General features: G+C 49.9%; 25 protein-coding genes. 22 read left to right on the top strand and 3 right to left on the bottom strand.

The window, feature by feature from the left end; genetic code table 11:
- Positions 1-20 precede the first annotated feature (20 nt).
- From hgdC to H503_RS0107945, 10 genes are all read left to right on the top strand, one after another.
- Positions 21-803, top strand: a complete 783-nt coding sequence (gene hgdC, locus H503_RS0107900) for a (R)-2-hydroxyglutaryl-CoA dehydratase activase HgdC (RefSeq protein WP_009016068.1) — start codon at positions 21-23, stop codon at positions 801-803.
- A gap of 34 nt (positions 804-837) precedes the next feature.
- Positions 838-2,271 carry a (R)-2-hydroxyglutaryl-CoA dehydratase subunit alpha gene (gene hgdA / locus H503_RS0107905; RefSeq protein WP_009016067.1) on the top strand — a complete coding sequence of 478 codons (1,434 nt, stop codon included), beginning with the start codon at positions 838-840 and terminating at the stop codon, positions 2,269-2,271.
- Between the two features lie 2 nt (positions 2,272-2,273).
- Positions 2,274-3,413 (top strand): (R)-2-hydroxyglutaryl-CoA dehydratase subunit beta, encoded by a 1,140-nt coding sequence (gene hgdB / locus H503_RS0107910; protein WP_014128098.1) that lies wholly within the window; start codon positions 2,274-2,276, stop codon positions 3,411-3,413.
- A 572-nt stretch (positions 3,414-3,985) separates the two neighbouring features.
- Positions 3,986-6,112, top strand: a complete 2,127-nt coding sequence (nrdD, locus tag H503_RS0107915) for an anaerobic ribonucleoside-triphosphate reductase (protein ID WP_026385659.1) — start codon at positions 3,986-3,988, stop codon at positions 6,110-6,112.
- Positions 6,113-6,124: 12 nt separating this feature from the next.
- Positions 6,125-6,658: an anaerobic ribonucleoside-triphosphate reductase activating protein gene (nrdG, locus tag H503_RS0107920; protein ID WP_009016064.1), complete on the top strand. Its 534-nt coding sequence runs from the start codon at positions 6,125-6,127 to the stop codon at positions 6,656-6,658.
- 170 nt (positions 6,659-6,828) lie between these two features.
- Positions 6,829-8,049 (top strand): M20 metallopeptidase family protein, encoded by a 1,221-nt coding sequence (locus H503_RS0107925; protein WP_035196198.1) that lies wholly within the window; start codon positions 6,829-6,831, stop codon positions 8,047-8,049.
- Positions 8,050-8,085: 36 nt separating this feature from the next.
- Positions 8,086-9,018: a ketopantoate reductase family protein gene (locus H503_RS0107930; RefSeq protein ID WP_227077598.1), complete on the top strand. Its 933-nt coding sequence runs from the start codon at positions 8,086-8,088 to the stop codon at positions 9,016-9,018.
- Positions 9,015-9,608 carry an SGNH/GDSL hydrolase family protein gene (locus H503_RS0107935; protein WP_009016281.1) on the top strand — a complete coding sequence of 198 codons (594 nt, stop codon included), beginning with the start codon at positions 9,015-9,017 and terminating at the stop codon, positions 9,606-9,608. The genes H503_RS0107930 and H503_RS0107935 overlap by 4 nt, the downstream gene beginning before the upstream one ends.
- Positions 9,605-9,997 (top strand): acyl-CoA thioesterase, encoded by a 393-nt coding sequence (locus tag H503_RS0107940; protein WP_009016280.1) that lies wholly within the window; start codon positions 9,605-9,607, stop codon positions 9,995-9,997. Before H503_RS0107935 ends, H503_RS0107940 begins: the two co-directional genes overlap by 4 nt.
- On the top strand, positions 9,994-10,737 hold the full coding sequence (locus H503_RS0107945; RefSeq protein WP_009016279.1) for an EFR1 family ferrodoxin: 744 nt from the start codon (positions 9,994-9,996) through the stop codon (positions 10,735-10,737). The genes H503_RS0107940 and H503_RS0107945 overlap by 4 nt, the downstream gene beginning before the upstream one ends.
- Positions 10,738-10,787: 50 nt before the next feature.
- On the opposite strand, the gene H503_RS0107950 is transcribed toward H503_RS0107945, so the two are convergent.
- Both H503_RS0107950 and H503_RS0107955 read right to left on the bottom strand, forming a co-directional pair.
- Complete coding sequence (locus tag H503_RS0107950) at positions 10,788-12,263, bottom strand: sodium-dependent transporter (protein WP_016459932.1); 1,476 nt, start codon at positions 12,261-12,263, stop codon at positions 10,788-10,790.
- A gap of 33 nt (positions 12,264-12,296) precedes the next feature.
- Positions 12,297-12,677: a hypothetical protein gene (locus H503_RS0107955; RefSeq protein ID WP_009016277.1), complete on the bottom strand. Its 381-nt coding sequence runs from the start codon at positions 12,675-12,677 to the stop codon at positions 12,297-12,299.
- 283 nt (positions 12,678-12,960) lie between these two features.
- Here H503_RS0107955 and H503_RS0107960 point away from each other — a divergent pair, with 283 nt between their 5' ends.
- From H503_RS0107960 to citC, 12 genes are all read left to right on the top strand, one after another.
- Complete coding sequence (locus tag H503_RS0107960; RefSeq protein ID WP_009016276.1) at positions 12,961-13,746, top strand: HAD hydrolase family protein; 786 nt, start codon at positions 12,961-12,963, stop codon at positions 13,744-13,746.
- 13 nt (positions 13,747-13,759) lie between these two features.
- Complete coding sequence (locus tag H503_RS0107965) at positions 13,760-14,224, top strand: DUF441 domain-containing protein (RefSeq protein ID WP_009016275.1); 465 nt, start codon at positions 13,760-13,762, stop codon at positions 14,222-14,224.
- A gap of 17 nt (positions 14,225-14,241) precedes the next feature.
- Positions 14,242-14,916, top strand: a complete 675-nt coding sequence (locus H503_RS0107970; protein ID WP_009016274.1) for a L,D-transpeptidase — start codon at positions 14,242-14,244, stop codon at positions 14,914-14,916.
- A gap of 83 nt (positions 14,917-14,999) precedes the next feature.
- Positions 15,000-16,373: an MATE family efflux transporter gene (locus H503_RS0107975; protein ID WP_014128104.1), complete on the top strand. Its 1,374-nt coding sequence runs from the start codon at positions 15,000-15,002 to the stop codon at positions 16,371-16,373.
- Between the two features lie 220 nt (positions 16,374-16,593).
- A complete protein-coding gene (gene perR / locus H503_RS0107980) occupies positions 16,594-17,016 on the top strand; it encodes a transcriptional regulator PerR (protein WP_009016272.1) in 423 nt (140 codons plus the stop codon).
- A gap of 183 nt (positions 17,017-17,199) precedes the next feature.
- On the top strand, positions 17,200-17,988 hold the full coding sequence (locus H503_RS0107985; protein ID WP_009016271.1) for an MBL fold metallo-hydrolase: 789 nt from the start codon (positions 17,200-17,202) through the stop codon (positions 17,986-17,988).
- 9 nt (positions 17,989-17,997) lie between these two features.
- On the top strand, positions 17,998-18,720 hold the full coding sequence (locus H503_RS0107990) for a hypothetical protein (RefSeq protein ID WP_009016270.1): 723 nt from the start codon (positions 17,998-18,000) through the stop codon (positions 18,718-18,720).
- Between the two features lie 21 nt (positions 18,721-18,741).
- Entirely contained in the window at positions 18,742-19,884 is a 1,143-nt protein-coding gene (locus H503_RS0107995) for a S1C family serine protease (RefSeq protein ID WP_009016269.1), read from the top strand.
- On the top strand, positions 19,881-20,363 hold the full coding sequence (gene rlmH, locus H503_RS0108000) for a 23S rRNA (pseudouridine(1915)-N(3))-methyltransferase RlmH (RefSeq protein ID WP_009016268.1): 483 nt from the start codon (positions 19,881-19,883) through the stop codon (positions 20,361-20,363). Before H503_RS0107995 ends, rlmH begins: the two co-directional genes overlap by 4 nt.
- Before the next feature lie 12 nt (positions 20,364-20,375).
- The gene (locus tag H503_RS0108005) at positions 20,376-21,188 is read left to right on the top strand and encodes a PHP domain-containing protein (RefSeq protein WP_026385663.1); all 813 of its coding nucleotides are present in this window, start codon (positions 20,376-20,378) and stop codon (positions 21,186-21,188) included.
- Positions 21,189-21,286: 98 nt separating this feature from the next.
- Positions 21,287-22,414: a DUF362 domain-containing protein gene (locus H503_RS0108010; RefSeq protein WP_026385664.1), complete on the top strand. Its 1,128-nt coding sequence runs from the start codon at positions 21,287-21,289 to the stop codon at positions 22,412-22,414.
- A 9-nt stretch (positions 22,415-22,423) separates the two neighbouring features.
- Positions 22,424-23,476, top strand: coding sequence for a [citrate (pro-3S)-lyase] ligase (citC, locus tag H503_RS0108015; protein WP_014128107.1), 1,053 nt, complete (start codon positions 22,424-22,426; stop codon positions 23,474-23,476).
- Positions 23,477-23,546: 70 nt separating this feature from the next.
- On the opposite strand, the gene H503_RS11955 is transcribed toward citC, so the two are convergent.
- Positions 23,547-23,831 (bottom strand): IS3 family transposase (locus tag H503_RS11955; RefSeq protein ID WP_026385636.1); only part of this gene is annotated, 285 nt, incomplete at its 5' end.

Consider the following 23,831-nt stretch of genomic DNA (forward strand, 5'->3'; position numbering starts at 1 on the left):
CTTAGGAGGAACTTTACTGAATGAGTATCTATACCCTCGGAATTGATATTGGTTCCACTGCATCAAAATGCATCATCCTCAAGGATGGCAAAGACATTGTCGCCAAGTCCCTCGTGGACGTTGGGGCTGGCACGACTGGACCGGCCCGTGCCATTTCCGAAGTCCTTGAGAGTGCCAACATGAAAAGAGAAGATCTGGCCTTTACCCTGGCAACAGGGTATGGCCGGAATTCCTTGGAAGGCATTGCTGATAAGCAGATGAGTGAGCTTTCCTGCCATGCCATGGGGGCCCATTTCCTCTGGCCTAATGTCCACACGGTCATTGATATCGGGGGACAGGATGCCAAGGTTATCCATATTGAAAATGGTGCGATGACCAACTTCCAGATGAACGATAAATGTGCCGCAGGTACGGGACGTTTCCTCGATGTTATGGCCCGTGTCCTCGAAGTCAAGGTCAGTGATCTTGCTCCGCTGGGGGCGCAGTCTACAAAACGTGTGCCTATCAGCTCAACCTGCACGGTCTTTGCGGAATCGGAAGTCATCAGTCAGCTGTCGAAAGGAACCAATAAAATCGACATCATTGCCGGTATCCATCGTTCCGTTGCCAGCCGTGTCATTGGTCTTGTCAACCGCGTCGGGGTTTCTCCAGACGTGGCCATGACCGGTGGGGTGGCACAAAACTACGGCATTGTCCATGCATTGGAGGAAGGCCTTGGCGTAGAAATCAAGACATCTCCCTTGGCCCAGTACAATGGGGCCTTGGGAGCGGCTCTCTATGCATATCGAAAGGCGAGCAAGTAAGCGCTCAACTTGATGAAAAGAAGGAAGGATCATTATGGCAAAAACTGTAAGTCCTGGCGTCCAGGCATTAAGAGACGTAGTTGAAAAAGTTTATCGTGAATTGAGAGAAGCTAAAGAAGCTGGCGAACCTGTAGGCTGGTCGTCTTCCAAGTTCCCTTGCGAACTGGCTGAATCCTTTGGGCTGCATGTTGGTTACCCTGAAAACCAGGCTGCCGGTATTGCAGCTAACCGTGACGGCGAAGTTATGTGTCAGGCTGCTGAAGACCTGGGCTATGACAACGATATCTGTGGTTATTCCCGTATTTCCTTGGCTTATGCTGCTGGTTACCGTGGTGCCAACAAAATGGATAAAGATGGCAACTATGTCATCAATCCGAACAGTGGCAAACCCCTGAAAGATGCCAATGGCAATAAAGTCCTCGATGAAAATGGTAAGCCGGTCAAGGATCCGAAGACCCTGAAACCGTATGCAACGACGGATAATATCTATGAAATTGCTGCCCTTCCGGACGGAGAAGAAAAGACCCGCCGTCAGAACGCGCTTCATAAATATCGTCAGATGACCATGCCGATGCCGGACTTCGTTCTGTGTTGCAACAACATCTGCAACTGCATGACCAAATGGTATGAAGACATTGCCCGCCGTCATAACATTCCCCTCATCATGATCGACGTTCCTTACAATGAATTTGACCATGTCAACGAAGCCAACGTCAAATATATCCGCAGCCAGCTCGATACGGCTATCCGTCAAATGGAAGAAATTTCCGGCAAGAAGTTCGACGAAGATAAGTTTGAACAGTGCTGCCAAAACGCCAACCGTACGGCAAAAGCTTGGCTGAAGGTTTGTGACTACCTCCAGTACAAACCGTCCCCGTTCAACGGTTTTGACCTCTTCAACCATATGGCTGACGTCGTAACGGCCCGCGGCCGTGTCGAAGCTGCTGAAGCATTCGAACTGCTCGCCAGCGAACTGGAAGAACACGTCAAGAACGGCACGACGACCGCTCCTTTCAAGGAACAGCATCGTATCATGTTCGAAGGCATTCCTTGCTGGCCGAAACTGCCTGACCTCTTCAAGCCGCTCAAAGCTAACGGCCTTAACATCACGGGCGTTGTGTACGCACCGGCCTTTGGCTTTGTTTATAACAATCTTGATGAACTCGTCAAGGCTTATTGCAAGGCTCCGAACTCCGTTTCCATCGAACAAGGTGTTGCTTGGCGTGAGGGTCTTATCCGTGACAACAAAGTCGACGGCGTTCTGGTCCACTACAACCGTTCCTGCAAACCTTGGAGCGGGTACATGCCTGAAATGCAGCGCCGCTTCACGAAGGATCTGGGCATTCCGACCGCCGGCTTCGACGGTGACCAGGCTGACCCGAGAAACTTCAACGCTGCTCAGTATGAAACGCGTGTACAGGGCTTGGTCGAAGCCATGGAAGCAAATGACGCAAAGAAGGGGAATTGACAATGGCTATCAGTGAACTGATTGAAGAATTCAAAAAAGTATCTGCCAGCCCGAAGACCATGTTGGCCAAATATAAGGGTCAAGGCAAAAAAGTAATTGGCTGCCTGCCTTACTATGTTCCGGAAGAACTCGTCTATGCTGCTGGTATGGTTCCGATGGGAATCTGGGGCAGCAACGGCAAACAGCAGATCCGTTCCAAGGAATACTGTGCAACCTTCTACTGCACGATTGCTCAGCAGTCCCTCGAAATGCTGCTTGATGGGACCCTCGATGATATTGACGGAATCATTACGCCGGTTCTGTGCGATACCCTGCGTCCGATGAGTCAGAACTTCAAGGTTGCCATGAAAGACAAGATGCCTGTTATCTTCCTGGCTCATCCTCAGGTCCGTCAGAATGCTGCCGGCAAGCAGTTCACCTATGACGCATACAATGAAGTCAAAGGCCATTTGGAAGAAATCTGCGGTCATGAAATCACCAATGATGCCATCCTTGATGCCATCAAAGTGTATAATCGCAGCCGTAAGGCCCGCCGCGAATTCTGCAAGCTGACGAACGCCCATCCTGACCTGATCCCTGCTTCTGTTCGTGCAGCCGTTCTGCGTGCAGCTTACTTCATGCTGAAGGATGAATATTCGGACAAACTGGAAGCCCTCAACAAAGAACTGGCCGCTGCTCCTGTTGGCAAGTTCGATGGCCATAAGGTTGTCGTTTCCGGAATTATCTACAATATGCCTGGCATCCTGAAAGCCCTTGATGACAACAAACTCGCCATTGCTGCTGATGACTGTGCTTATGAAAGCCGCAGCTTCGCTGTGGATGCTCCGGAAGACCTGGATAATGGCCTGCAGGCACTGGCTGTCCAGTTCTCCAAACAGGGCAACGATGTTCTCCTCTACGATCCTTCCTACCAGGAAGATACGAGAAATGAACATGTCTGCAGCCTTGTGAAGGAAAGCGGTGCTGAAGGCGTCATTGTCTTCATGATGCAGTTCTGCGATCCTGAGGAAATGGAATATCCTGACCTGAAGAAGGCGCTGGATCGTCACCACATTCCTCATATCAAAGTTGGCGTCGATCAAATGACCCGTGACTTTGGTCAAGCTACGACGGCTCTCGAAGCATTTGCTGAAAGCCTCTGATGATTGCAAAAAGGCTGTCCCTTTGGGGGCAGCCTTTTTCATATGGGGATGTTTCTGGCTGCTTTTATCAAGAAGTAATAATTATTACAAACATTACTAACGGATAAAGGAAGGAAAAAAATTCTCATGATATTTCAGTGGATTTTTCTCCTCTTTGTCTATTAATCGTGTTTAAAAAGTGTAATCCTGTTTCCTCCTGCCATTCTATGATGAGAATGGCATGTTAGCGTGACTTTGTGAAGCAAAATCTTCTCATTGGAAAATTGTCCAGTCCTTTCTTTTTATGCTCAATCGTAACCTCTGTCCATGACAAATGTGCAAACTAGGTGTTGTGTAGTAGCCGTGAAAAATTACCCAAATAGCACTATATGTTGATATTTTTCTTGCGCTCCGACCCAATATGGTGTATTCTATATGCGTAATCGCTCTGGGCGGATTCGCTTTTTATTCCACCGCTTTTTTAAGGAAAGGGAGCGGATGCTTTTATGTTTGGTCAGCAAAGGGCACGTTAGGACAGCGTGTTCTTTCACCTTCTATAAGAGAAAAATCAAGAAAGGATGAGTGCGATGGGAATGCAAGTCATAAAGCGGGATGGGTCAACTGTATCCTTTGATCGGCATAAGATCGTGGTTGCCATTCAAAAGGCCAATAAAGCAGTGGAGGAGGGAGAACGACTTCCGGAATCTGATATTGATACCATCGCCTCCTTCGTAGAAGGAAAGAAAAGGAAACGCTTCCTTGTGGAAGATATCCAGGATATGGTCGAAAAGCAGATCATGAACCGCGGCCGTTACGAACTGGCCAAAGCCTACATTATTTATCGCTACAACCGGGCCCTTGTCCGTAAAGCCAATACGACGGATGAATCCATCCTGTCTCTGATCAGCAACAAGAACAAGGATGTCATGGAAGAAAATTCCAACAAGAACGCCGTTATGGTTTCCACCCAGCGTGACCTTATTGCCGGAGAAGTATCCCGTGATTTGACGCGCCGGATTGTGCTGCCGGAAAAGATTTCCCGTGCTCATGATGAAGGTATCCTTCACTTTCATGATTCGGACTATTTTATCCAGCCCATGTTCAATTGCTGCCTTATCAATATTGGGGATATGCTGGATAATGGAACGGTCATGCATGGCAAACTCATTGAAAGCCCAAAGAGCTTCCAAGTTGCCTGCACGGTCATGACCCAGATCATTGCGTCTGTCGCGTCTGCCCAATATGGCGGACAGTCCGTTGATATTTCCCACCTGGGCAAATATCTCCGCCGCAGCCGGGATAAGTTCCGTAAACGCCTTGTGGAATCCACCCAAGGTTCACTGAGTGAAAAGGAACTCAACGAAATCCTCGATGCCCGCATGAAGGAAGAACTGGCAAGCGGTGTCCAGACAATCCAGTACCAGATCAATACCTTGATGACGACTAATGGACAGTCTCCTTTCGTAACCCTTTTCCTTCATTTGGATCCCAAGGACGAGTACATTGAAGAAAATGCTCAAATCATCGAGGAAATCCTCAAGCAACGTTTGGAAGGCATCAAGAATGAAGCCGGTGTCTACGTTACTCCGGCCTTCCCGAAACTGGTTTATGTCCTTGATGAAAATAACTGCCTCAAGGGTGGTAAGTATGATTACTTGACTGAGCTTGCTGTACGCTGCTCCATTAAACGGATGTATCCGGACTATATTTCGGCCAAGAAGATGCGCGAAAACTATGAAGGCAATGTCTTTTCCCCCATGGGATGCCGAAGCTTCCTCGTACCTTGGAAGGATAAGGATGGACACTATAAATTTGAAGGCCGCTTCAATCAAGGGGTTGTTTCCATCAACCTGCCCCAGATTGGCATCATTGCCAAGGGCGATGAGGATAAGTTCTGGAAACTCCTTGACGAACGCTTGGAACTCTGCCGTGAAGCACTTATGGTCCGTCATAATGCCCTCAAGGGGATTCGCAGCGATGTCAGCCCAATCCATTGGCAAAACGGGGCCATTGCCCGTCTAAAGAAGGGCGAAACCATTGATAAGCTCTTGGAAAATGGCTACTCCACGCTGTCGTTGGGGTATATCGGCCTTTATGAATGCACGGTGGCCATGAAGGGATGCAGCCACACGACACCGGAAGGCGAGGAATTTGCTATGCGTGTCATGAAGCACCTCAACGCGGCCTGCAAGAAGTGGCGTGCTGAATCGGGACTGGGATTCTCTCTGTATGGAACCCCGGCTGAATCCCTGTGCTACCGGTTTGCCCGCATCGACAAGGAACGCTTCGGCACTATCAAGGATATTACGGACAAAGGATACTATACCAATTCCTATCATGTTGATGTCCGTGAACATATCGATGCTTTCAGCAAATTCAAGTTCGAAAATCAGTTCCAGCCCATTTCTACAGGAGGCTGCATCTCCTATGTCGAGATTCCTAATATGAAGAAGAATCCGACAGCTGTGGAAGACCTTGTTCGCTTTATTTACGACAATATCCAGTATGCCGAATTTAACACAAAGTCCGACTACTGCCAGGTCTGCGGATTTGACGGAGAAATCAAGGTCAATGACAACTTGGAATGGGAATGCCCCCAATGTCATAATAAGGACCAGAGTAAGATGAATGTTGTGCGCCGGACCTGTGGCTATTTGGGCGAAAACTTCTGGAACGTCGGGAAAACGAAGGAAATCAAGTCCCGCGTCCTTCATCTGTAAGGGGGCCGCACCGTGAATTATGCCGCTATCAAAAAAACAGATGTCGCCAATGGACCGGGTGTCCGTGTCTCCCTTTTCGTAAGCGGCTGTACCCATCACTGTAAAGGCTGTTTCAATGAGGAAGCTTGGGATTTTTCTTATGGCAAGCCTTTTGACCAACATGCCGTCAAGGAAATCATGGAAGCCTTGGAACCTGACTATATCAGGGGCTTCTCCCTTTTGGGTGGGGAGCCCTTTGAACCGGAAAATCAAGCGGTTCTTGTTGGCGTCCTGCGCCATGTGCGTGAGCACTATCCTCAAAAGACCATTTGGTGCTACAGCGGCTATCTCTTTGATGAAGATATGCTGAAAGGGCGCTTGGGTGACCCATCCATTACGATGGAAATGCTGGGCTATTTGGACGTTCTTGTTGACGGGGAATTCGTCCTTTCTGAAAAGGACCTCAACCTGCGCTTCAAGGGCAGCAGGAACCAGCGAATCATTGATGTACCCCGCTCTCTCAAGGAAAAGAGGATTATCCTTTGGGACGGTGCGGAATTTGCCTAAGGCAAAACAGACCGTGAAGAGATGCTCCCTCTTCGCGGTCTTTTTTCTATCTCCGGATGATGAAAAGCCAAAGGCGTTCTTGGAATAGGGACTTGCCTCTTACGCATGGGCCCTATCCGTGATACAATACGAGTATGCGCTTCTTTTTTTATAAAGGAAGGTGGATTGAAATGAACCCAGCTGCGCTGTCTGAAGAGAAAATCGTAGAAATAGGGCGGGAATGCCGTCGTTATTTTCATGCTCACCCAGAGATAAGCACCCAGGAAGCGGAAACCAGTGCCAAGATTTTTTCGCTTCTTGAAGAGTGGGGGCTCTCCCCTGTAAGGGGAACGGGCCACTATGGAGTGGCGGCGACCCTCAAAGGAAAGTCAGAGGGCCCGCTGATTGCCCTTCGCGCCGATATGGATGCCCTGTCTGTAAGGGAAGAAACAGGGCTGCCCTTTGCTTCCCAAAATGAAGGCGTCATGCATGCCTGCGGTCACGATGTCCATATGGCAATCCTGCTTGAAACCGTCCTGCGGCTTCTGCAGCGCCGCGATGACTTGTTTGGATCGGTTCGTATCCTCTTTCAGCCCTCGGAGGAACTGTCACCTACAGGCGGCGCCCGGCTCATGATGAAGGATGGATTCCTTGACGGGGTCTCCGGTGTATTTGGCCTTCATGTCTGGCCTAGCTATCCCGTAGGTAGGATTGGCATCAAAGGTGGTCCCCTCATGGCTGCTTCTGACCGGTTCCGTGTCACCATCAAGGGGCGTACGGCCCACGCGGGGCATCCCCATGAGGGGGTTGATGCCATTTTGGCTGCCGCTGATTTTCTGCAGGAAGTCAGCCATATTGTTTCACGGCGTGTGAGCCCCCTTGATACAGCAACCATCAATGTGGGAACCATTTCCGGCGGGAGCCGTTACAATGTAGTGCCCGGTTCCTGTATCTTAGAGGGAACCATCCGGACCCTTAACGAAACAACGAGGGACCATATCCCCCAGTGGCTTGAGGGCATCCTGAAGGGACTTGAACAAAGCGCAGGCATCACTTATGAATTTAACTATTTTCGAGGTTATCCGGTCCTGATGAACTGGCCCAAGCCGGCTGAACTTGTCAGGCAGACGGCTCAGGAAACACTGGGCGAAGAGGCTGTCATGGCTCATGTGGAACCGGATCTTACGGCCGAAGACTTTGGCTTTTATCTTCAAAAAGTGCCAGGGGCCTTTTTGTGGCTAGGCTGCAGTACCCCTGGTACACCGGCTGCCGGGCTTCATAATGCTCGTTGCTGCCCTGATGAAAAGGCTCTTGAAGTGGGATCTCGGCTGATGGCTGGCGTAGTCATCAAGGCCCTCGCCGCCCTTTCAGCAGATCATGCCTTTTTCCAAAAAGATGGAAGCCTTTCTTAGAGGCGCCGGAGTACCAAAATGCAAAGAGGTGATTTTGTGAAAATATCCATTATTGGGATCGGCGGGGTCGGAGGTTACCTTGCCGGATACCTAAAAAAATATGAATCAGGGAATCTGACCTTGATTGCTCGGAAAGATCACAAAAAGGCCCTTATTGAGCAGGGACTTTATGTGGAAAGTGATGCCTTGGGAACGCTTCATCTGCAGCTGCCTGTCGTCGAAGATGCTTCCCAGCTTCCAGCACAGGACGTCATCTTTATTTGCGTCAAGGCTGACCAATTGACGGAAGCACTGGAAAACATCAAACCCATTGTGACAGATGGAACCATCCTCGTTCCCATCATGAATGGAGCTGAGCACAAAACGTGGCTGCGCCGCATCCTTCCTGTGGGGCGTATCGTGGATACGGCCCTGTACATCAACAGTGAAATGGATGAACACTATGGAATCCATGAACGAGGCAAAGTGGTGCGTCTTTATATAGGCGGCGATGATGAAGAAGCGGTGACCGCTGTCCATAACCTGTTCATCCATCCGGGGTTTCGCTGTTATGAAACCTTGGATATCCGCCTTGAGACGTGGGAAAAGTATATTTTTAACTGTGCACTGAACCTTATTACGGCTTATTATGGAAAACCTTTGGGCAGCGTCCTTGCTGAACCAGAAAGTAAGAACCTGATCCAGGGCCTGCTTGCAGAAAGTGCGGCTGTTGCTGGCGCGATGGGTGTTATCCTGCCTAATGATCTCAAACGGGCCCATTTTGAACGTATCACCCAAAAAGAAGACCGAATGGAGACGACCTCTCTTTCCCGGGATATCGTCTTGGGGCGAGCCGGTGAACTGGAACTGTTTTCCGGATTTCTTATTGATATGGCTAAAAAATATGCAGTTCCTGTCCCTGTGACCAAAAAAATAGATGAAGCCATTCGTCAAAGACTTGAGACCGTCCAAAAGGAGAAAACAAGATGAAAATCGTATTCGTCGGAGACAGCCTCGTCAGCTGCACCAATGTTGCCCTTGCCGCCACGTGGCCGGAAATTGCCGCCAAAAAGCTTGGCTTTACGGCTGTCAATCATGCTGCCGGCGGTCGCCTGACCATCCTTATGCGGGGGATGTTTTGCAGCGATGCCTTGGCAGAAGCCCCGGACGGCGTCTTTATTCAATGCGGCATCAATGATGTTCTGCTTGATGAACCCCTGGAAAAGATGAAAGAAAATATCTGCGTGACCCTTGATACGGCAAAAGAAGGCGGCATCCCCCTCATTATGCTGGGAAGCCCTATCTTGGCGCGGCCGGAAAGCACGGAAAAGGGATGGCAGCTTCCCAGTGAATTTGCTAAACATGATGCAGCCCTAAAGGCCTACCGGCAGTTCCTCAAACAAGAGGCTGCACGCCGTGACCTTCCTTTCTTTGATATGGAGGCCGTATTTGAAGCAATCCAAGAAAAAGCCAGTGAAAATCTCCTTGTTGATGGTATCCATCCAAATGAAAAAGGATATGCCGCGCTTGCCGATGCGTTTGTGGACTTTTTCCGTCCTCTTATGGGAGATCGTGTATGAGCCGTGATGTATCCGTCATGACAAGGTCTGTCATGCTCAAGATGGCCAATTCAGCGGGTCATCTTTTTGGCGGTACCCTGATGGCCTGGATGGATGAACTTTCGGGCATAACAGCACACCGTTATGTCTGGACAAGGGTGACAACGGCTGCTGTAAAGGGCATGAATTTCTATGTGCCTATTCACTATGGCCGTGTCCTTGAACTTGAAGGCCGTGTTGTTCATGTGGGCCGCTCTTCTTTGGATGTGGAAATCAAGGCCTATCTGGAACCCGTGGAAGAAGGAGGTGAGCGGGTTCTTGCCGCTGACGCCGTTTTTGTCTATGTGTCCATCAGTGAAACGGGCCGCCCCCTTCCCATTCGGCGGCATCTGGAAGGAGAAGAACCATGATTCATTACTTTACAGGGACTGGCAATTCCTATTTTATTGCCTCCCAACTGGCAACATCCCTGAACCTTTCCCTTCACGCCCTGAAAGAGGGCCCTGTAGAGGATCGGGATCCTGTTGTGGGAATCGTCTTTCCCGTCTATTTTGGGGATGCACCGGACTTTGTGACAGACGCGTTGGAAGGTCTCACGTTTCCCGGGACCCCTTATCTTTTTGCTGTAGCCACAAGTGGAACGAGTTTCGGTGCGGCTTTTCAGAGTATTGACAATGCCCTGCAAAAAAAGGGGCAACACCTTGCCTTCGCTGCCCATCTTGCCATGGTGGCAAATAGTACGCCTGCCGTGCGCCAGCATATTGCCTATGCTTATGAAAAACTCGTGACGGCGGAGAAAGCCCTGCCCCAACTTGTCCAAAAGATCAAGGACAGGACCTCTGACCGGTCCCTCATCAAGGGCTCCCTCATGGCTTCCTTTTTCCGGACTTCCTTGGGGAAGTCCCTGGGCAGACGCTGGTTCCGTCTTGGTGTGGATGCGGCGCGCTGCGTCAAGTGTGGTCTTTGCGTGCGCCTTTGTCCGGTAGGGAACCTATCCTTGGGCATGGATGCGGTTCATATGGGGAAAACCTGTACGTACTGCCTTGCCTGCCTTCACGCCTGCCCCAAACAGGCCATTACTATTCGGGAGCGGCACATCCTGAAGGAAGATCAGTACCATCATCCCAATGTCCCATTTACAGGACGGTAAAAAAAGAGGATCCCTTTCCCAAAATGGAGAGAGATCCTTTTTTGATGTCGTTACTCTGTTTTGCGGCCCGTACTTCCATAGATGATGAAACCGAGGAAGCAGGCTGCCATGAAGAGCCATTTTACAAAGACGGCGAGCCCTTGGGGCATGAACATATCGTAATACCCCTTGAGGTAGATGACCAGGATAAAGAACGGCAGGCCGTACATGAGGTAATTCTTGATGCCGGAAGGGACATTCATGCCCGTTCCTTCATTGGCTTCTGCCAGGAATCGTTCCCAGCCCCAGCCATTTTTCTTTGTGCAGAAGAGGACAAAAACAAGGCTTCCTAGTGGAAGCAGGTTATTTGATACGATGAAGTCTTCTAAGTCAAGGACGCCGGATCCCGGTCCCAGAGGCTGGAAGTCCGACCAGAGGTTGAAACCCAGAACGCAGGGAAGCGATAGGGAAATAATGAGGACAATGTTGATGAGGACGCTCTTGCGACGGGTCCATCCCTTGAGGTTCATGCCAAAGGCAATGATGTTTTCGAAGACGGCAATGACGGTTGACAGTGCAGCAAAGGAGAGGAAGATGAAAAAGAGCATGCCCCAAATCTGTCCGCCGGGCATCTTTACAAAGAGGTTTGGAATGGTGAGAAAGATCAGGCTTGGTCCTGCATCAGGCTTGATGCCATAGGCAAAGCAGGCCGGGATGATGATGAATCCTGCCATGAGGGCAACAAAGGTATCAAGTGCCGTAATGGTGACCGCTTCTCCGAGGAGACTGCGGCCATGGGGAAGATAGGCCCCAAAGATCAGCATGGCTCCGATTCCGATGGAGAGGGTGAAAAATGCCTGGCTCATTGCGGCGAAGATGACATTGCCCCAGCCAATTTTTGCAAGGGCATCAATGTTCGGTACCAGATAAAAACGGATCCCCGCTTCGGCTCCCTCAAGGAAGAGGGAATGGACGGCAAGGATGACCATGAGGCCTAGGAGAAGGACCATCATAAATTTGGTAATGCGCTCCACTCCATTTTGGATTCCGAAGAAGCAGACCACAAAACCAAATAGGCAGGCAAGAATCATCCAAAACCCCATGGTCCTGGGGCTTTGGAGCATGGCTCCAAAGGTTGCGACGACGGTCTTCGGCGCGGCGCCTACAAAAGTTCCGATGAAATGGAGATAACAGTAATAGAGCATCCAACCCGTGACGGTCGTGTAGTACATCATGAGCATATAGCATCCTATAATGCTGATCCATTTGAAATGATGCCAGCGGGTTCCCTTTGGTTCCAGGATATCAAAGCTGCGGGCCGCACTGCGCCGGCTGCCGCGGCCAATACCGAATTCACAGATCATCACCGGAATGCCCATGATCAGCAGGAAAAAAAGATAGATGAGGATAAATGCGGCACCGCCAAACTGGCCGCAGAGATAGGGAAATTTCCAGACATTCCCGATGCCAATGGCGCATCCAGCGGATACAAGGATGAAACCAATGCGGGTGGCAAAAGAGTCCATAGGATTATTGCTGTCGTTCATGCTAGACACCTGCTTTCTTTATAAAGAGTGGAATCAGCGTGGTTTTATCGGTTTGATCGGCGTAGGCGGAGCTGCGTGAAGGGGCTGCTGCACGGGAGACTGAGGCGGGGTAGACGGCGTGGATCCCTTGGGAAGGGATTTTTGCCCCGACTGAGGAAGGCCCGGACTCATGGGCTGACGCACGCCGGTCTCTTTTTTCGCTTTTTTCAGGGCGCGGGCCTTATCCGCCTGCTGGCGTTTGACCATTTCTTCCTGGCGGGCTTTTTCCCGTTCTTTTGCTTTTAGGGCTGTATTTTGGAAAAAGAGGCCCCCTGCAAGGAGTGCCATTAAGAAAAGAGCAATGACGGTTGTGATCCTGCCGTGGGAACGTGGGCTGTCCGTTTTTTGGGATGCCCTATGGAAAGGAAAGACCATGGGGAAACCTCCTTTTTTGTTTGGAATAACATGATTCCATTATTTTACTATTCATTGAAGAAAAGTGAAATAGGAAATGTGAAAAAAGTGTGGGAAAAAGGGACGTTTTGATAACATTGCTTCTTTTGAAACAGCTCAGACTAAGGAAATGCCCTTGCTGCGGTACGTAATGCCTATTTTGAGGACACGATTTCTTGAAATCTGTCATTTTTAGAGGCCCTTATTTTATGTTATAATAACAGGGATTCGCTTTTATTGAAGCGGGAAGGAGCCTTTTCGACCGATGCATAAAAAATACTTCTTCTTTGATATCGATCAGACCTTGGGGGTAGGCATTACTAAAGTGGTTCCTCCTGATACACAGTACTGCCTTGATGAACTTCAGCGATGCGGTCATTTTGTGGCCCTTGCTACGGGACGGCTCCAGTATGATGCGGCGCAGTTTGCTTCTGCTCATGGTATTGGCAGTCTCGTTGCCGATGGCGGGAACAGCCTTACTGTAGACGGCAGGCTCCTCCAGATGGAAGGCCTTCCCCTTGAGCCGGTAAAGGCCCTTCTTCGCGATTTGGAGCAGCGCCGTCAGCCTTGGGCGGTGGTGATTGACAACACCTATGACCGTTATACGCCCTATGCGGATTATCCGCGGGATGATCCGCACAACTATATGAATACTCTTGTTGGGCCGGTAGATATCGAGTCCCTGCAGAACGTCTATAAAGTGACTTATGCGCGGGAAAAGGCAGGAAAGTCCCCTGCGCCAACCCATGGCTTGCCTCATTTACCTTTTATCGACGATACCTATCTTGTGGAACCTGTTGATAAGGGGAAGGGGATTGAGAAAATGATGGCCCTGCTGCATGCCAATCCGCATGATGCCGTGGTTTTTGGTGATGGCCTCAATGATCTTGCCATGTTCCGTAAGCCTTTTTTTTCCATAGCTATGGGGAATGCTCGCCCAATCCTCAAAAAGCGAGCTGATTATATCACCAAAGACGTTGACAAAGGGGGCATCCTCTATGCCTGCCGCCATTTTGGCTGGCTGCCGGAGGATCCTGCTGCACCGTTTTAGGAAAGGAGTCGTTATGCTCGGAATTGGTCTCATCCTTGCACTTTTGGCTGTAAGCTTCATTGGTCATAATATGAGCATGGTCTATTCCTGCCTGATCCTATTGGCCCTGCGTTTCCTGCTGCCCCACAGCGCTCTTGAGTATGTCGCTGGTCACGGGATCAACTGGGGAGTGATTATCCTTACTGTTGCCATCTTGGTTCCTATTATTGACGGCCGGATCGGTCCGGCGGAAATGAAAGCCAGTCTTTCAGGCGGCGTTGCTATCTTGGCGCTTTTTATTGGTCTGCTTGTCGCCCTACTGGGTCGGTGGGGAATCGCCATGATGACGACCGATCCCCAGATTACCCTGACCCTTATGATTGGAACTGTCCTTGGCGTTATTTTCTTCAAGGGAGTTGCCGTAGGACCTCTGATTGCCGGGGGTATAACCTATGTGATCCTGACCGTCTTGAAGATGCTGGGATTCATGGGTTCCTAAGAAAGGAAGTCTTAAATATGAATAAGCAGAACCGGTTCTTTCGCCATAAGGGACTTGCAGGGGCACTTGCCATGGTTGCTGTCATTCTTGCTGTGGCCTTTGCTGCGGGCTATCATTTGCCTGATGCGGCAGCTAAAAAAGGAAAGGAAACCGCAGCCCTGACGGAGACACAAAAACAAATGCCTCAAAAGGCACCGGAACCGGCTATTTCCCCGGAAAAGGCAAAGGAAGCCGACCGCAAGGAGTCTATTAGCCTTGACGCGTCAAAAAGCTACCATATTATAGTCGAAAAGAAGGCCCATCGACTGTCCCTTCTGTTGGGGGATACCGTGGTCCGTTCCTATGGCTGTGCCATTGGTAAGGGCGGCCTCGGACAGAAACAGCGGCGCGGTGACAATATGACCCCCGTTGGGACTTTTACGGTTGATGAAATTGATGATGCTTCTTCCTGGCCCCATGACTTTGGCGATGGACGGGGTGAAATTGCCGGGGCTTATGGCCCTTGGTTCATCAGCCTCGATACAGAGGCCCTTAGCGGAGGCGCTTGGGATGGCATTGGGATCCATGGAACCCATGATCCTCAAAGTATTGGGACGGATGCATCTGAAGGATGTATCCGTCTTCACAACGAAGACCTTCAGGAATTGCGTTCCGTCGTCAAGGTGGGCACTGTCGTTGAAATTAAAGACTAAGGATTGCGCTTTGTTGCTGGCAAGGCAGATTCCCTGAAAGGAATCTGCCTTGCGGTCATTTCAAAGGGAAAGGAGAAACTCATATGGCAGAAACTTCACAGCAGAATATTTTGGGCTATGCTCCCATTGGAAAACTTCTTAAATCGTTTGCTTGGCCTGCCATCATATCCATGGTGGCCAATGCTTTATATAATGTGGTCGATCAGATCTTCATTGGCAATGCCGTTGGTTATCAAGGCATTACGGCAGCGACCGTTACTTTCCCCATTGTGACCATCAGCATTGCAGTCAGCGGTCTTATCGGGATTGGGTCTTCCGCTTACGCGGCGATTCTCTTGGGTGAGGGCCGTCGTGAGGACGCGGAAACGGTTCTCAATACCCAAACGACAGCTGGTCTTTTTGTGGGAATCGTTCTTATGGTTTTGGGACTTTTTTATCTGGACCCGCTGCTGCGCGTTTTTGGTGCTACTGATGCTACGCTTGCTTATAGCCGTGATCTGGGTGGGGTCTATATCTTGGGCCTTCCTGTGACGATGCTCATGATTGGATGGTCCAATATGGCCCGTACAGATGGTGCACCTTTATTTTCCATGAAGGCCCTGCTTTCAGGGGTCTTTTTGAACTGCATCCTTGATCCGGTCATGATTTTCCTGCTTGGATGGGGCGTCCTTGGTGCCGGGATTGCCACCGTGACCGGACAGATTGTTTCAGCGCTGCTGCTTTTCCAATATTTTTGGCACCATGGCACGCTGCGCTTAAAAAAAGCAAAGCTCTGTCATCCGGATTTTTTAAAACTGCGCCGTGCTGTCGCCATTGGCGCTTCCAGCTGCCTGGTCCAGGTGAGTGCCACCATCATGCAGATTATCCTCAACAATTCCCTCCTTTACTATGGCAATCAGGCGGCTGTCGGTGGGGATGCAGCCATTGGAGCCATGGGGATTGTCATGAAGGTCAATATGATCTTTATCTCCATTTCTGTCGGCATTGGGATTGGGGCTGGGCCCATTATCGGGTTCAATACAGGTGCGAAACACTACGACCGCGTGCGCAAGGCATATTTTCTGGCCGTCCGATATGCCCTTTTGGTAACGACTGTAGGCTGGATTGCGTGCGAAACCATTCCTCATGTGCTGCTTCAGTTCTTTGGGAGCTCGGATGCGCCGCTTTTCCTCCACTTTGCCCAGGATGCCATGCGGATTTTCTTGGGTGGCGTCTTTACGGCAGGATTCCAGATTATTTCAACAAGCTATTTCCAGGCGACCGGTCAGCCGCTTAAAGCGTCCATCCTTTCCATGCTGCGTCAATTTTTCCTGCTCGTTCCTTTAACGCTGATTATGCCTCTTTACTATGGGCTGTATGGAATCCTTTATGCCGGACTTGCTGCTGATTTCATTTCCACCTTGGTCATCATCCTGTTTGTATGGAAAGAAGCTAAACGACTTGACTCACGAGCCTAATAATCGCGATTATTAATTCTAATAATACTTATTAAAAATAAATCAAAGCTTTAATGTGGCATGGCGCCTAGTACTTTAAAAAAATAACCTTGACTAATTTAAAGGTAATGATTAAAATATAGTCAGATAATCATTATTAACTATTAAAATGGGTTTAGTGATGAGCGCATCTTTTGGAGGAAAGGGCGCAGACGATATTTTTTACGGGAGATGATTGATTATGTATACTGCCTCCGAACTTGCCAAGATCCTTCGGGATAATGGGTGCAAGGTCACGCCGCAGCGACTGGCTGTGTATGACATGCTTTCCCATACGACGGAGCATCCGACCGCAGAAATGATTTACCAGAAGGTCAAGGAACAATATCCGACGATGAGTTTTGCTACAGTTTATAAATCTGTAGAAATCTTCAGCAAGCTTGGTGTTATCCAAGTGCTCAACACAGGGGAGGACAGCTTCCGCTACGATGCCAAGACGAGTGAACATCCTCACATCAAATGCACGAAATGTGGACGCGTCAACGACGTTTCCCATCTGGATGCAAGAGCTGTGGAAAGCCTTGTTGAAAATGAGACGGGCTTCAAAGTCAATGGTCATCAGTTCTATTTCTACGGAATCTGCCCGGATTGTCAGAAGAAATAAGGGTGATGAGAAAACACCGGACTGTTAAAGTTCGGTGTTTTTTTACATCTCCGCCACGAATTTGTTATAATTAGGCGTATACTGTTGGGGTAAGACCCATTTTTATCAAGGCTGCTTCCAATGGTGATACATAAGGCCTAGGACATGATCCTGGGTCAATTGAGAGAAAACCAGGTATTTTCTATGAAAACATCGTTCAAAATTTCTGTTCTTGCCAGTGGAAGTAGGGGGAATGCCGCCCTTATCCAAGTTGGCCCGACGGCAATCCTCATCGATGCCGGGATTTCCTGCCGGCGGATTGTCCAAGGACTCAAAGAGAGGAACCTTTCGCCGCGTGACCTCGGCGGGATTTTTCTCACTCATGAGCATAAGGACCATATTGCAGGTCTTGAGGTTTTTGCACGGACCTATGGAGAGGTTCCCATCTTTGCTAGCGAAAAAACCTGGACCCGCCTTCCTTTTCGGCGTACCATGAACCGTGACCAGATGCGTGTCCTTCCTAGAAGCTGCGTGGTAGGCGGCCTCCGGATCCAACCTTTTTCAATTCCCCATGATGCCATTGACCCTGTCGGTTATGAGATTTTCTATAATGAACGCAAATGCACTTATCTTACAGACTGCGGCTTTGTGACAAAGACCTGTGAACAGGCCGTTGATGGAGCAGAAGCCTTGATCCTTGAGGCAAACCATGATGAGGATATGGTGCGGGGTGGTCCTTATCCAGCACCGTTAAAGGCCCGAATCCTCGGGCAGGAAGGCCATTTATCAAATCGTGCCGCGGCAGATCTCCTGGAGAAGGTGGATGTGCCGCCTGAGGTTGTCTTTTTGGCTCATCTGAGCGAAATGAATAACTCACCGCGCCTTGCCTATGATACGGTGAAAAGCGTCTTGGAAGACAATCCCAGGACGCGGGATGTGACCCTATATGTAGCCAGTCAAAAAGAGGCGGTCAGCAATTTTTCCTTGAAATAAGGTGAATCCATGAAAAAGAAGTACTTGTTTCTCAGCGGCTTACTTTCGGCCCTGCTCTTAGTGGGGGTATCCCCAGTCCAAGCCGCGCCGGAGGTATACCAAACAAAACAAGAGGCAGAGGCCGCCCTTAAGGCTCATGCCAAGGAAATCCACGAAAATACACTGCGCTATGGCGTCAGCGTAACAGAAGGCAGTAAGCTCGTCGAAGACAATCGTCTCTATAAAGATGGCAAGATGCCTCCCCTTACGGAGAAAATGGATGTTCTCAACGCTCTTTTTAGCAGTATGCTGAAAAAGGAGAATCTTGACTTGAAGGTCCGTACCCTTCGCGTAGCAAAAGATGAGGGAAAGGTTACCATTGGGAATCCGACCCTCTTTTTCCGAGCGGTCGACCTGTCGGATTATAAGATTGTTGAGCTTGGAAAGAATCGGCGCGTTGCTATACCCGTGGAGTTCATCGTTCTTCATCGAAAGGATGCGGAAAAGGCTTTGAGCCTCGTTCCGCTTGGCTATCTGGAAGAAGATAGGAATGGGAAGAAAACCTATGCTCTGCTTGATTTTGAACATTACAGTACAAAGGAACTCGGCGCCCTCAAGGAAACGAAGGACCTAGTGAAAGCGCGTCGGACAAAAATTGCTAAGGAAAGCCGTGATGAGGCCATCGCAGGCCTTCTATTTGCAATGAAGCAAGAATCTGCAGCAGCTCCTTCCAAGGCAGCTGCTCTGCAATAACAATAGAGGGGGAAGCCATCTATGAAAAAGCATATTACTGAGAAAACCCTGATGAAAAAGACCTTGCTTGCCCTTGCTGCCATGAGTGTCAGCATGAGCATCTTTGCTGCCGGCTGCGGCTTTGCGGGAAAAGCTCCGGAAAAGGAGAACTCGACGTCCAAGCCCGCTGTCACGCAAGAACAGAAAATGCAGGAAGTCGAAAAGAATATGAGCTCGGCGCGCAATACGCCGATTGTGAAGGCCGCCAAGAAGGTTGGTCCTACGGTTGTTGGAATCACAAACAAGGCCTTGGTACGGGATTATTTCAACAGGACCCAGCTTGTTGAAAAGGGCGTCGGGTCAGGTGTCATCTACAGTAAGGATGGGCTTATCGCGACCAATAACCATGTCGTCGAAGGCGCCAAGGAACTTGTCGTCAGTCTGCCGGACGGAAGGACTTATCCGGGCCGCGTGTTGGGGACGGATCCAACGACGGATCTTGCTGTTGTAAAGATTGATGCCAAGGAAGATCTGCCTGTTGCTGAATTTGGCGATTCCGACAGTCTGATGGTCGGTGAGCCTGCCATTGCCATTGGCAATCCCCTGGGTCTTGAATTCCGCGGTTCGGTTACAACGGGCGTCATCAGTGCTCTCAACCGTTCTGTCGATGTGGGGGAACGAAATTTTAAATTGATCCAGACCGATGCTGCCATTAATCCGGGCAATTCAGGCGGAGCCCTTGTCAACGCCGATGGGCAGGTCATTGGAATCAACAGTGCCAAAGTCGCCGTAAGCGGTGTTGAAGGCATTGGTTTTGCCATTCCCATCAACGAAGCAAAGCCAATCCTGGAAGCGCTGGCAAAAAATGGGCGGGTTGCCCGTCCCTTTCTCGGTGCCAGCCTCATCGATGAAGAAACAGCTCAGCGACTGGGGTTTGGACTCGATCTTCGGGGCGGTCTCTTTGTTGCGAAACTGGTGGCCGGCGGACCTGCTTATCAAGGCGGGATCAGACCTAATGACATTATTCTTAAGTTTAATGGAAAGGCTGTGAAGACCGTGGCCGCCCTTCGGGATGCCCTGAATGCCTGCAAGGTCGGTGACACGGTGCCTGTCACGATCCTTCGCGGCGATGATGAAGTGGATAAATCCGTGACGCTGACGGAAATCCCGAGGACCAACTCGTGATTCGCATCACCCTTGCCTGTGTAGGGCGCCTCAAGGAAGACTATCTAAAACGTGCCGAAGCGGAGTTTGTAAAACGTCTCGGCGCCTATTGTCAGCTTGAGACCAAAGTCATCATGGAGGAAAAGATGCCGGATCGGGTATCTTCCCAAGAAGAAAGGCAGATCCTTCAAAAGGAAACAGACCGTCTTTTACGGATCATCCCGGAGCATTCTTTCGTCATTCTCCTTGATCTTAGGGGAAAGGAACTTTCTTCCCCTCAGTTTTCGCAGAAATTGGAAGCTCTTATGGTCCAAGGTGTCAGCCACCTGACTTTTGTCATTGGCGGTCCTTTTGGGTATACCGATGAACTGCGGAAAAGGGCCGATTTTCGTTGGTCCTTTTCACCGCTTACTTTTACCCATCAAATGATTCGTATCCTTCTTTTGGAGCAGGTTTATCGTGCCTTCAAGATTATGCGAAACGAAAAATATCATCACTAAGGAACCTACCGTATGAATCGAAAAGTTGACCTACATCTTCATACCATTGCGTCGGATGGTAGCTGGACGCCCCGGGAAGCGGTTCTTGCCGCCAAAAAGGCAGGACTCGGAATCATGGCTGTGACCGATCATGATTCTCTTGGAAGCGTGGCTCCTGTCATGAAACTTGCCCCCAAAGAGGGCATCGAGGTGATTGCCGGCGTTGAGATGTGCAGTACTTATGAAGGGCGCTGCTTTCATATCCTAGGCTATGGGTTTGATTGCTCGAACCCTATTCTTCTAGCACATCTTGCCCATAACTGCCGTCTTTTGGAAGAAACGGATGAAAGGGCCATTGGAATCCTATCTGAAGAAGGCTGGCCCGTTTCCATCAAGGAGTATCGGGCCTATGTCTATGATCCGCGCCGCGGCGGTTTCAAGGCCCTCTTTTATCTCATCGATAAGGGGCTATGCCGGGATGTAAAGGACTTTTTCAGCCGCATCTTCATTAAGAAGCGGGGCCTTGATTTTCCTGTTTTTCCCTCTATCGAAGAGACCGTGGCGACCCTTCACAAAGCTGGCGGGGTGGCCCTTTTGGCCCATGCGGCAAGCCACTTTCATGGCCCGGGGCTTGCTAGGACTTTGGAGGCAGTAGGGGAAAAGCCTCTTGATGGCTTTGAATGCTGTCATCCTGCCCACAGCAAGGAAGATACAAAGACCCTCCTTGCCTACTGTCAGCAGCACCATAAGCTCATCAGCGGCGGCAGCGACTGTCACGGCCGTTTTGTTGACGGGCGCATCATCGGTCATCCGGATATCCATGAATCGGAAATCCGCCTCTTCTAAAGAGGAACGGACCTATGGTAAAATAATTAGAGCGGACATGGCGCGCCTTTTGTGGAGCGCCTTTTTCTTTAGCACTGTCAAGAAAAGGGGAGAACAACATGACAAAAGCTAAGGTTTATATGACGGATTTTCGTGTTCCTGTGGGACTTAGCCTGCCGGAAAAGCTCAAGCGCCTGTGTCGTCGTGCGGGTATGGAAAAGGAAATTGATTTTGAAGGAAAGTATACGGCCATTAAGATGCATTTTGGGGAACTGGGCAATCTGGCATCCCTGAGACCCCAGGACGTCCATGCGCTGGCAGACCTTGTAAAGGAAGCCGGCGGCCTGCCCTTTTTGACAGACTGCAATACCCTGTATCCCGGCAGCCGTAAAAATGCGCTGGAACATCTTGAATGTGCAGCCCTAAATGGCTACAACCCGATTACAACGGGCTGTCAGGTCCTCATTGGTGATGGGCTGCGAGGCACCGATGAAGTGGAGGTCCCGGTTCCAGGAGGGGAGTATATCAAGAAGGCAAAGATCGGCCGCGCTATCATGGATGCTGACGTCTTCATCAGTTTGGCGCATTTCAAGGGCCACGAATCAACGGGTTTTGGCGGTGCCATCAAGAATATCGGCATGGGCTGCGGAAGCCGGGCCGGCAAGATGGAGCAGCACTCTTCTGGAAAACCTGTTGTCGATGAGTCGCTCTGCCGTGACTGCAAACGCTGCGCCAAGGAATGCGGTTCGGATGCCATCACTTACGAAAAGGGCAAGGCCCACATCGATAAGACGCGATGCACTGGCTGCGGCCGCTGTATCGGGGCGTGTTCCTTTGATGCCATTGAAACCGTGGAGTGGGATGCCAACGAGCTGCTTGACCGTAAGATGGCGGAATATGCCTTGGCCGTCGTTCATGGTCGGCCTGCTTTCCATGTGAACCTCATTGTCGACGTGTCGCCCAATTGTGACTGCCATGGGGAAAATGACGCGCCTATCCTGCCTAACCTCGGCATGTTTGCGTCCTTTGATCCTGTCGCCTTGGATCAGGCCTGTGCGGACGCCTGCCTTGCCGCTTCTCCCTTGATGAACAGTCAACTTTCTGATCATCTGGCCGAGAAGGGATGGGAGAACCATCAAGATCATTTTCTTGACAGCAATCCCCGTGTCGATTGGAAAACGACGCTGGAGCATGCAGAAAAGATCGGTCTTGGTACCCGCGACTATGAACTTGTGGTCATGAAATAAGGAGAAGTTATGTCCGATTATCAAATCAGCCCCGTCTATCCCGGCGATACCCGTACCTTGGCAGATGTTAAGGCTTTGCTGCAGCAGGAAGGAATTCGCCTTGATTCCCATGTGGATTACACTTGCGTCATGTACGATGAAGAGTACCATGCTATCGCCACGGGCAGCTGCTTTGGCAATACCCTGCGCTGCCTGGCTGTTAGCCATGACCATCAGGGTGAAAGCCTCATGAATGAGATTGTGTCCCATCTCATCCAGTATGAATATGACCGAGGAATCATCCACCTCTTCCTTTATACAAAATGTTCATCAGCCCTCTTTTTTGGAGATCTGGGTTTCCATGAAGTTGCCCGGGTGCCAGATCAGGTTGTTTTTATGGAAAAGGACCCGAATGGCTTTACCTGCTATTTGGATCACCTGGCGGAAAAAAAGACGCCCCAAGGGCGCATTGCTGCTATTGTAATGAATGCCAATCCCTTTACCTTGGGACACCGTTATTTGGTGGAGCAGGCCTGTAAGGAAAATGATTGGCTCCATCTTTTCATGGTCAGTGAAGATGCCAGCTATTTTCCCTATGCGGTCCGTAAGCGGCTCATCAAAGAGGGGACTGCCGACCTTAAGAATATCATTTATCATGACAGCGGTCCCTATATTATCAGCAGTGCCACGTTCCCCAGCTACTTTCAAAAAGATGATTTGGCGGTCATAGAAAGTCATGCCAACCTGGACCTTGCTATTTTTGTAAAGATTGCCGAGCGGCTCGGCATCAAGGCTCGCTATGTGGGGGAGGAACCGACAAGTACCGTCACGCGACGCTATAATGAAATCATGGCCCAGCGCCTTCCTGAAGCGGGTATCTGCTGCCGCATCATTCCCCGCAATGTAAAAGACGGGGAAACAGTGAGTGCCTCAACGGTCCGCCGAGCCCTGCATGACGGGGATTGGGAGACCGTGGCCCGCATGGTTCCGGAAGTCACCCTTGCATTTCTACAAAGTGACGAAGCTCGTCCCATCCTAGCCCGCATCTGCAAGGATGACCTCAAAAATATTGTTCATTACTGATATCAAAGAGGCTGTGAAGAAATGATGGATTCATGATGTGTACCCCAAAAACTGGACGCATATAAATTAGTTAAATGGCATTAGTGGATGTTTCCCGATATATTTCGGGAGGCATCCATTTTGTTTTTTTCTGAATCCTTTCCTTGTTGAAATAATGAATGTATTCTTTCACTGCTTTAGCAAATACCTTGAACGAGGTGTATTCTTTTTCGCTTCCGTAATACATTTCATTTTTCATCCGACCAAAAAAGGTCTCCATAATACTGTTGTCATAGCAGTTGCCCTTACGCGACATTGACTGTATAATTCCATGCTTTTTCAATTCACTTCTGTAATATTCATGCTGATACTGCCA

The organism is Acidaminococcus intestini DSM 21505, assembly GCF_000425045.1.
Lineage (GTDB): Bacteria > Bacillota > Negativicutes > Acidaminococcales > Acidaminococcaceae > Acidaminococcus > Acidaminococcus intestini.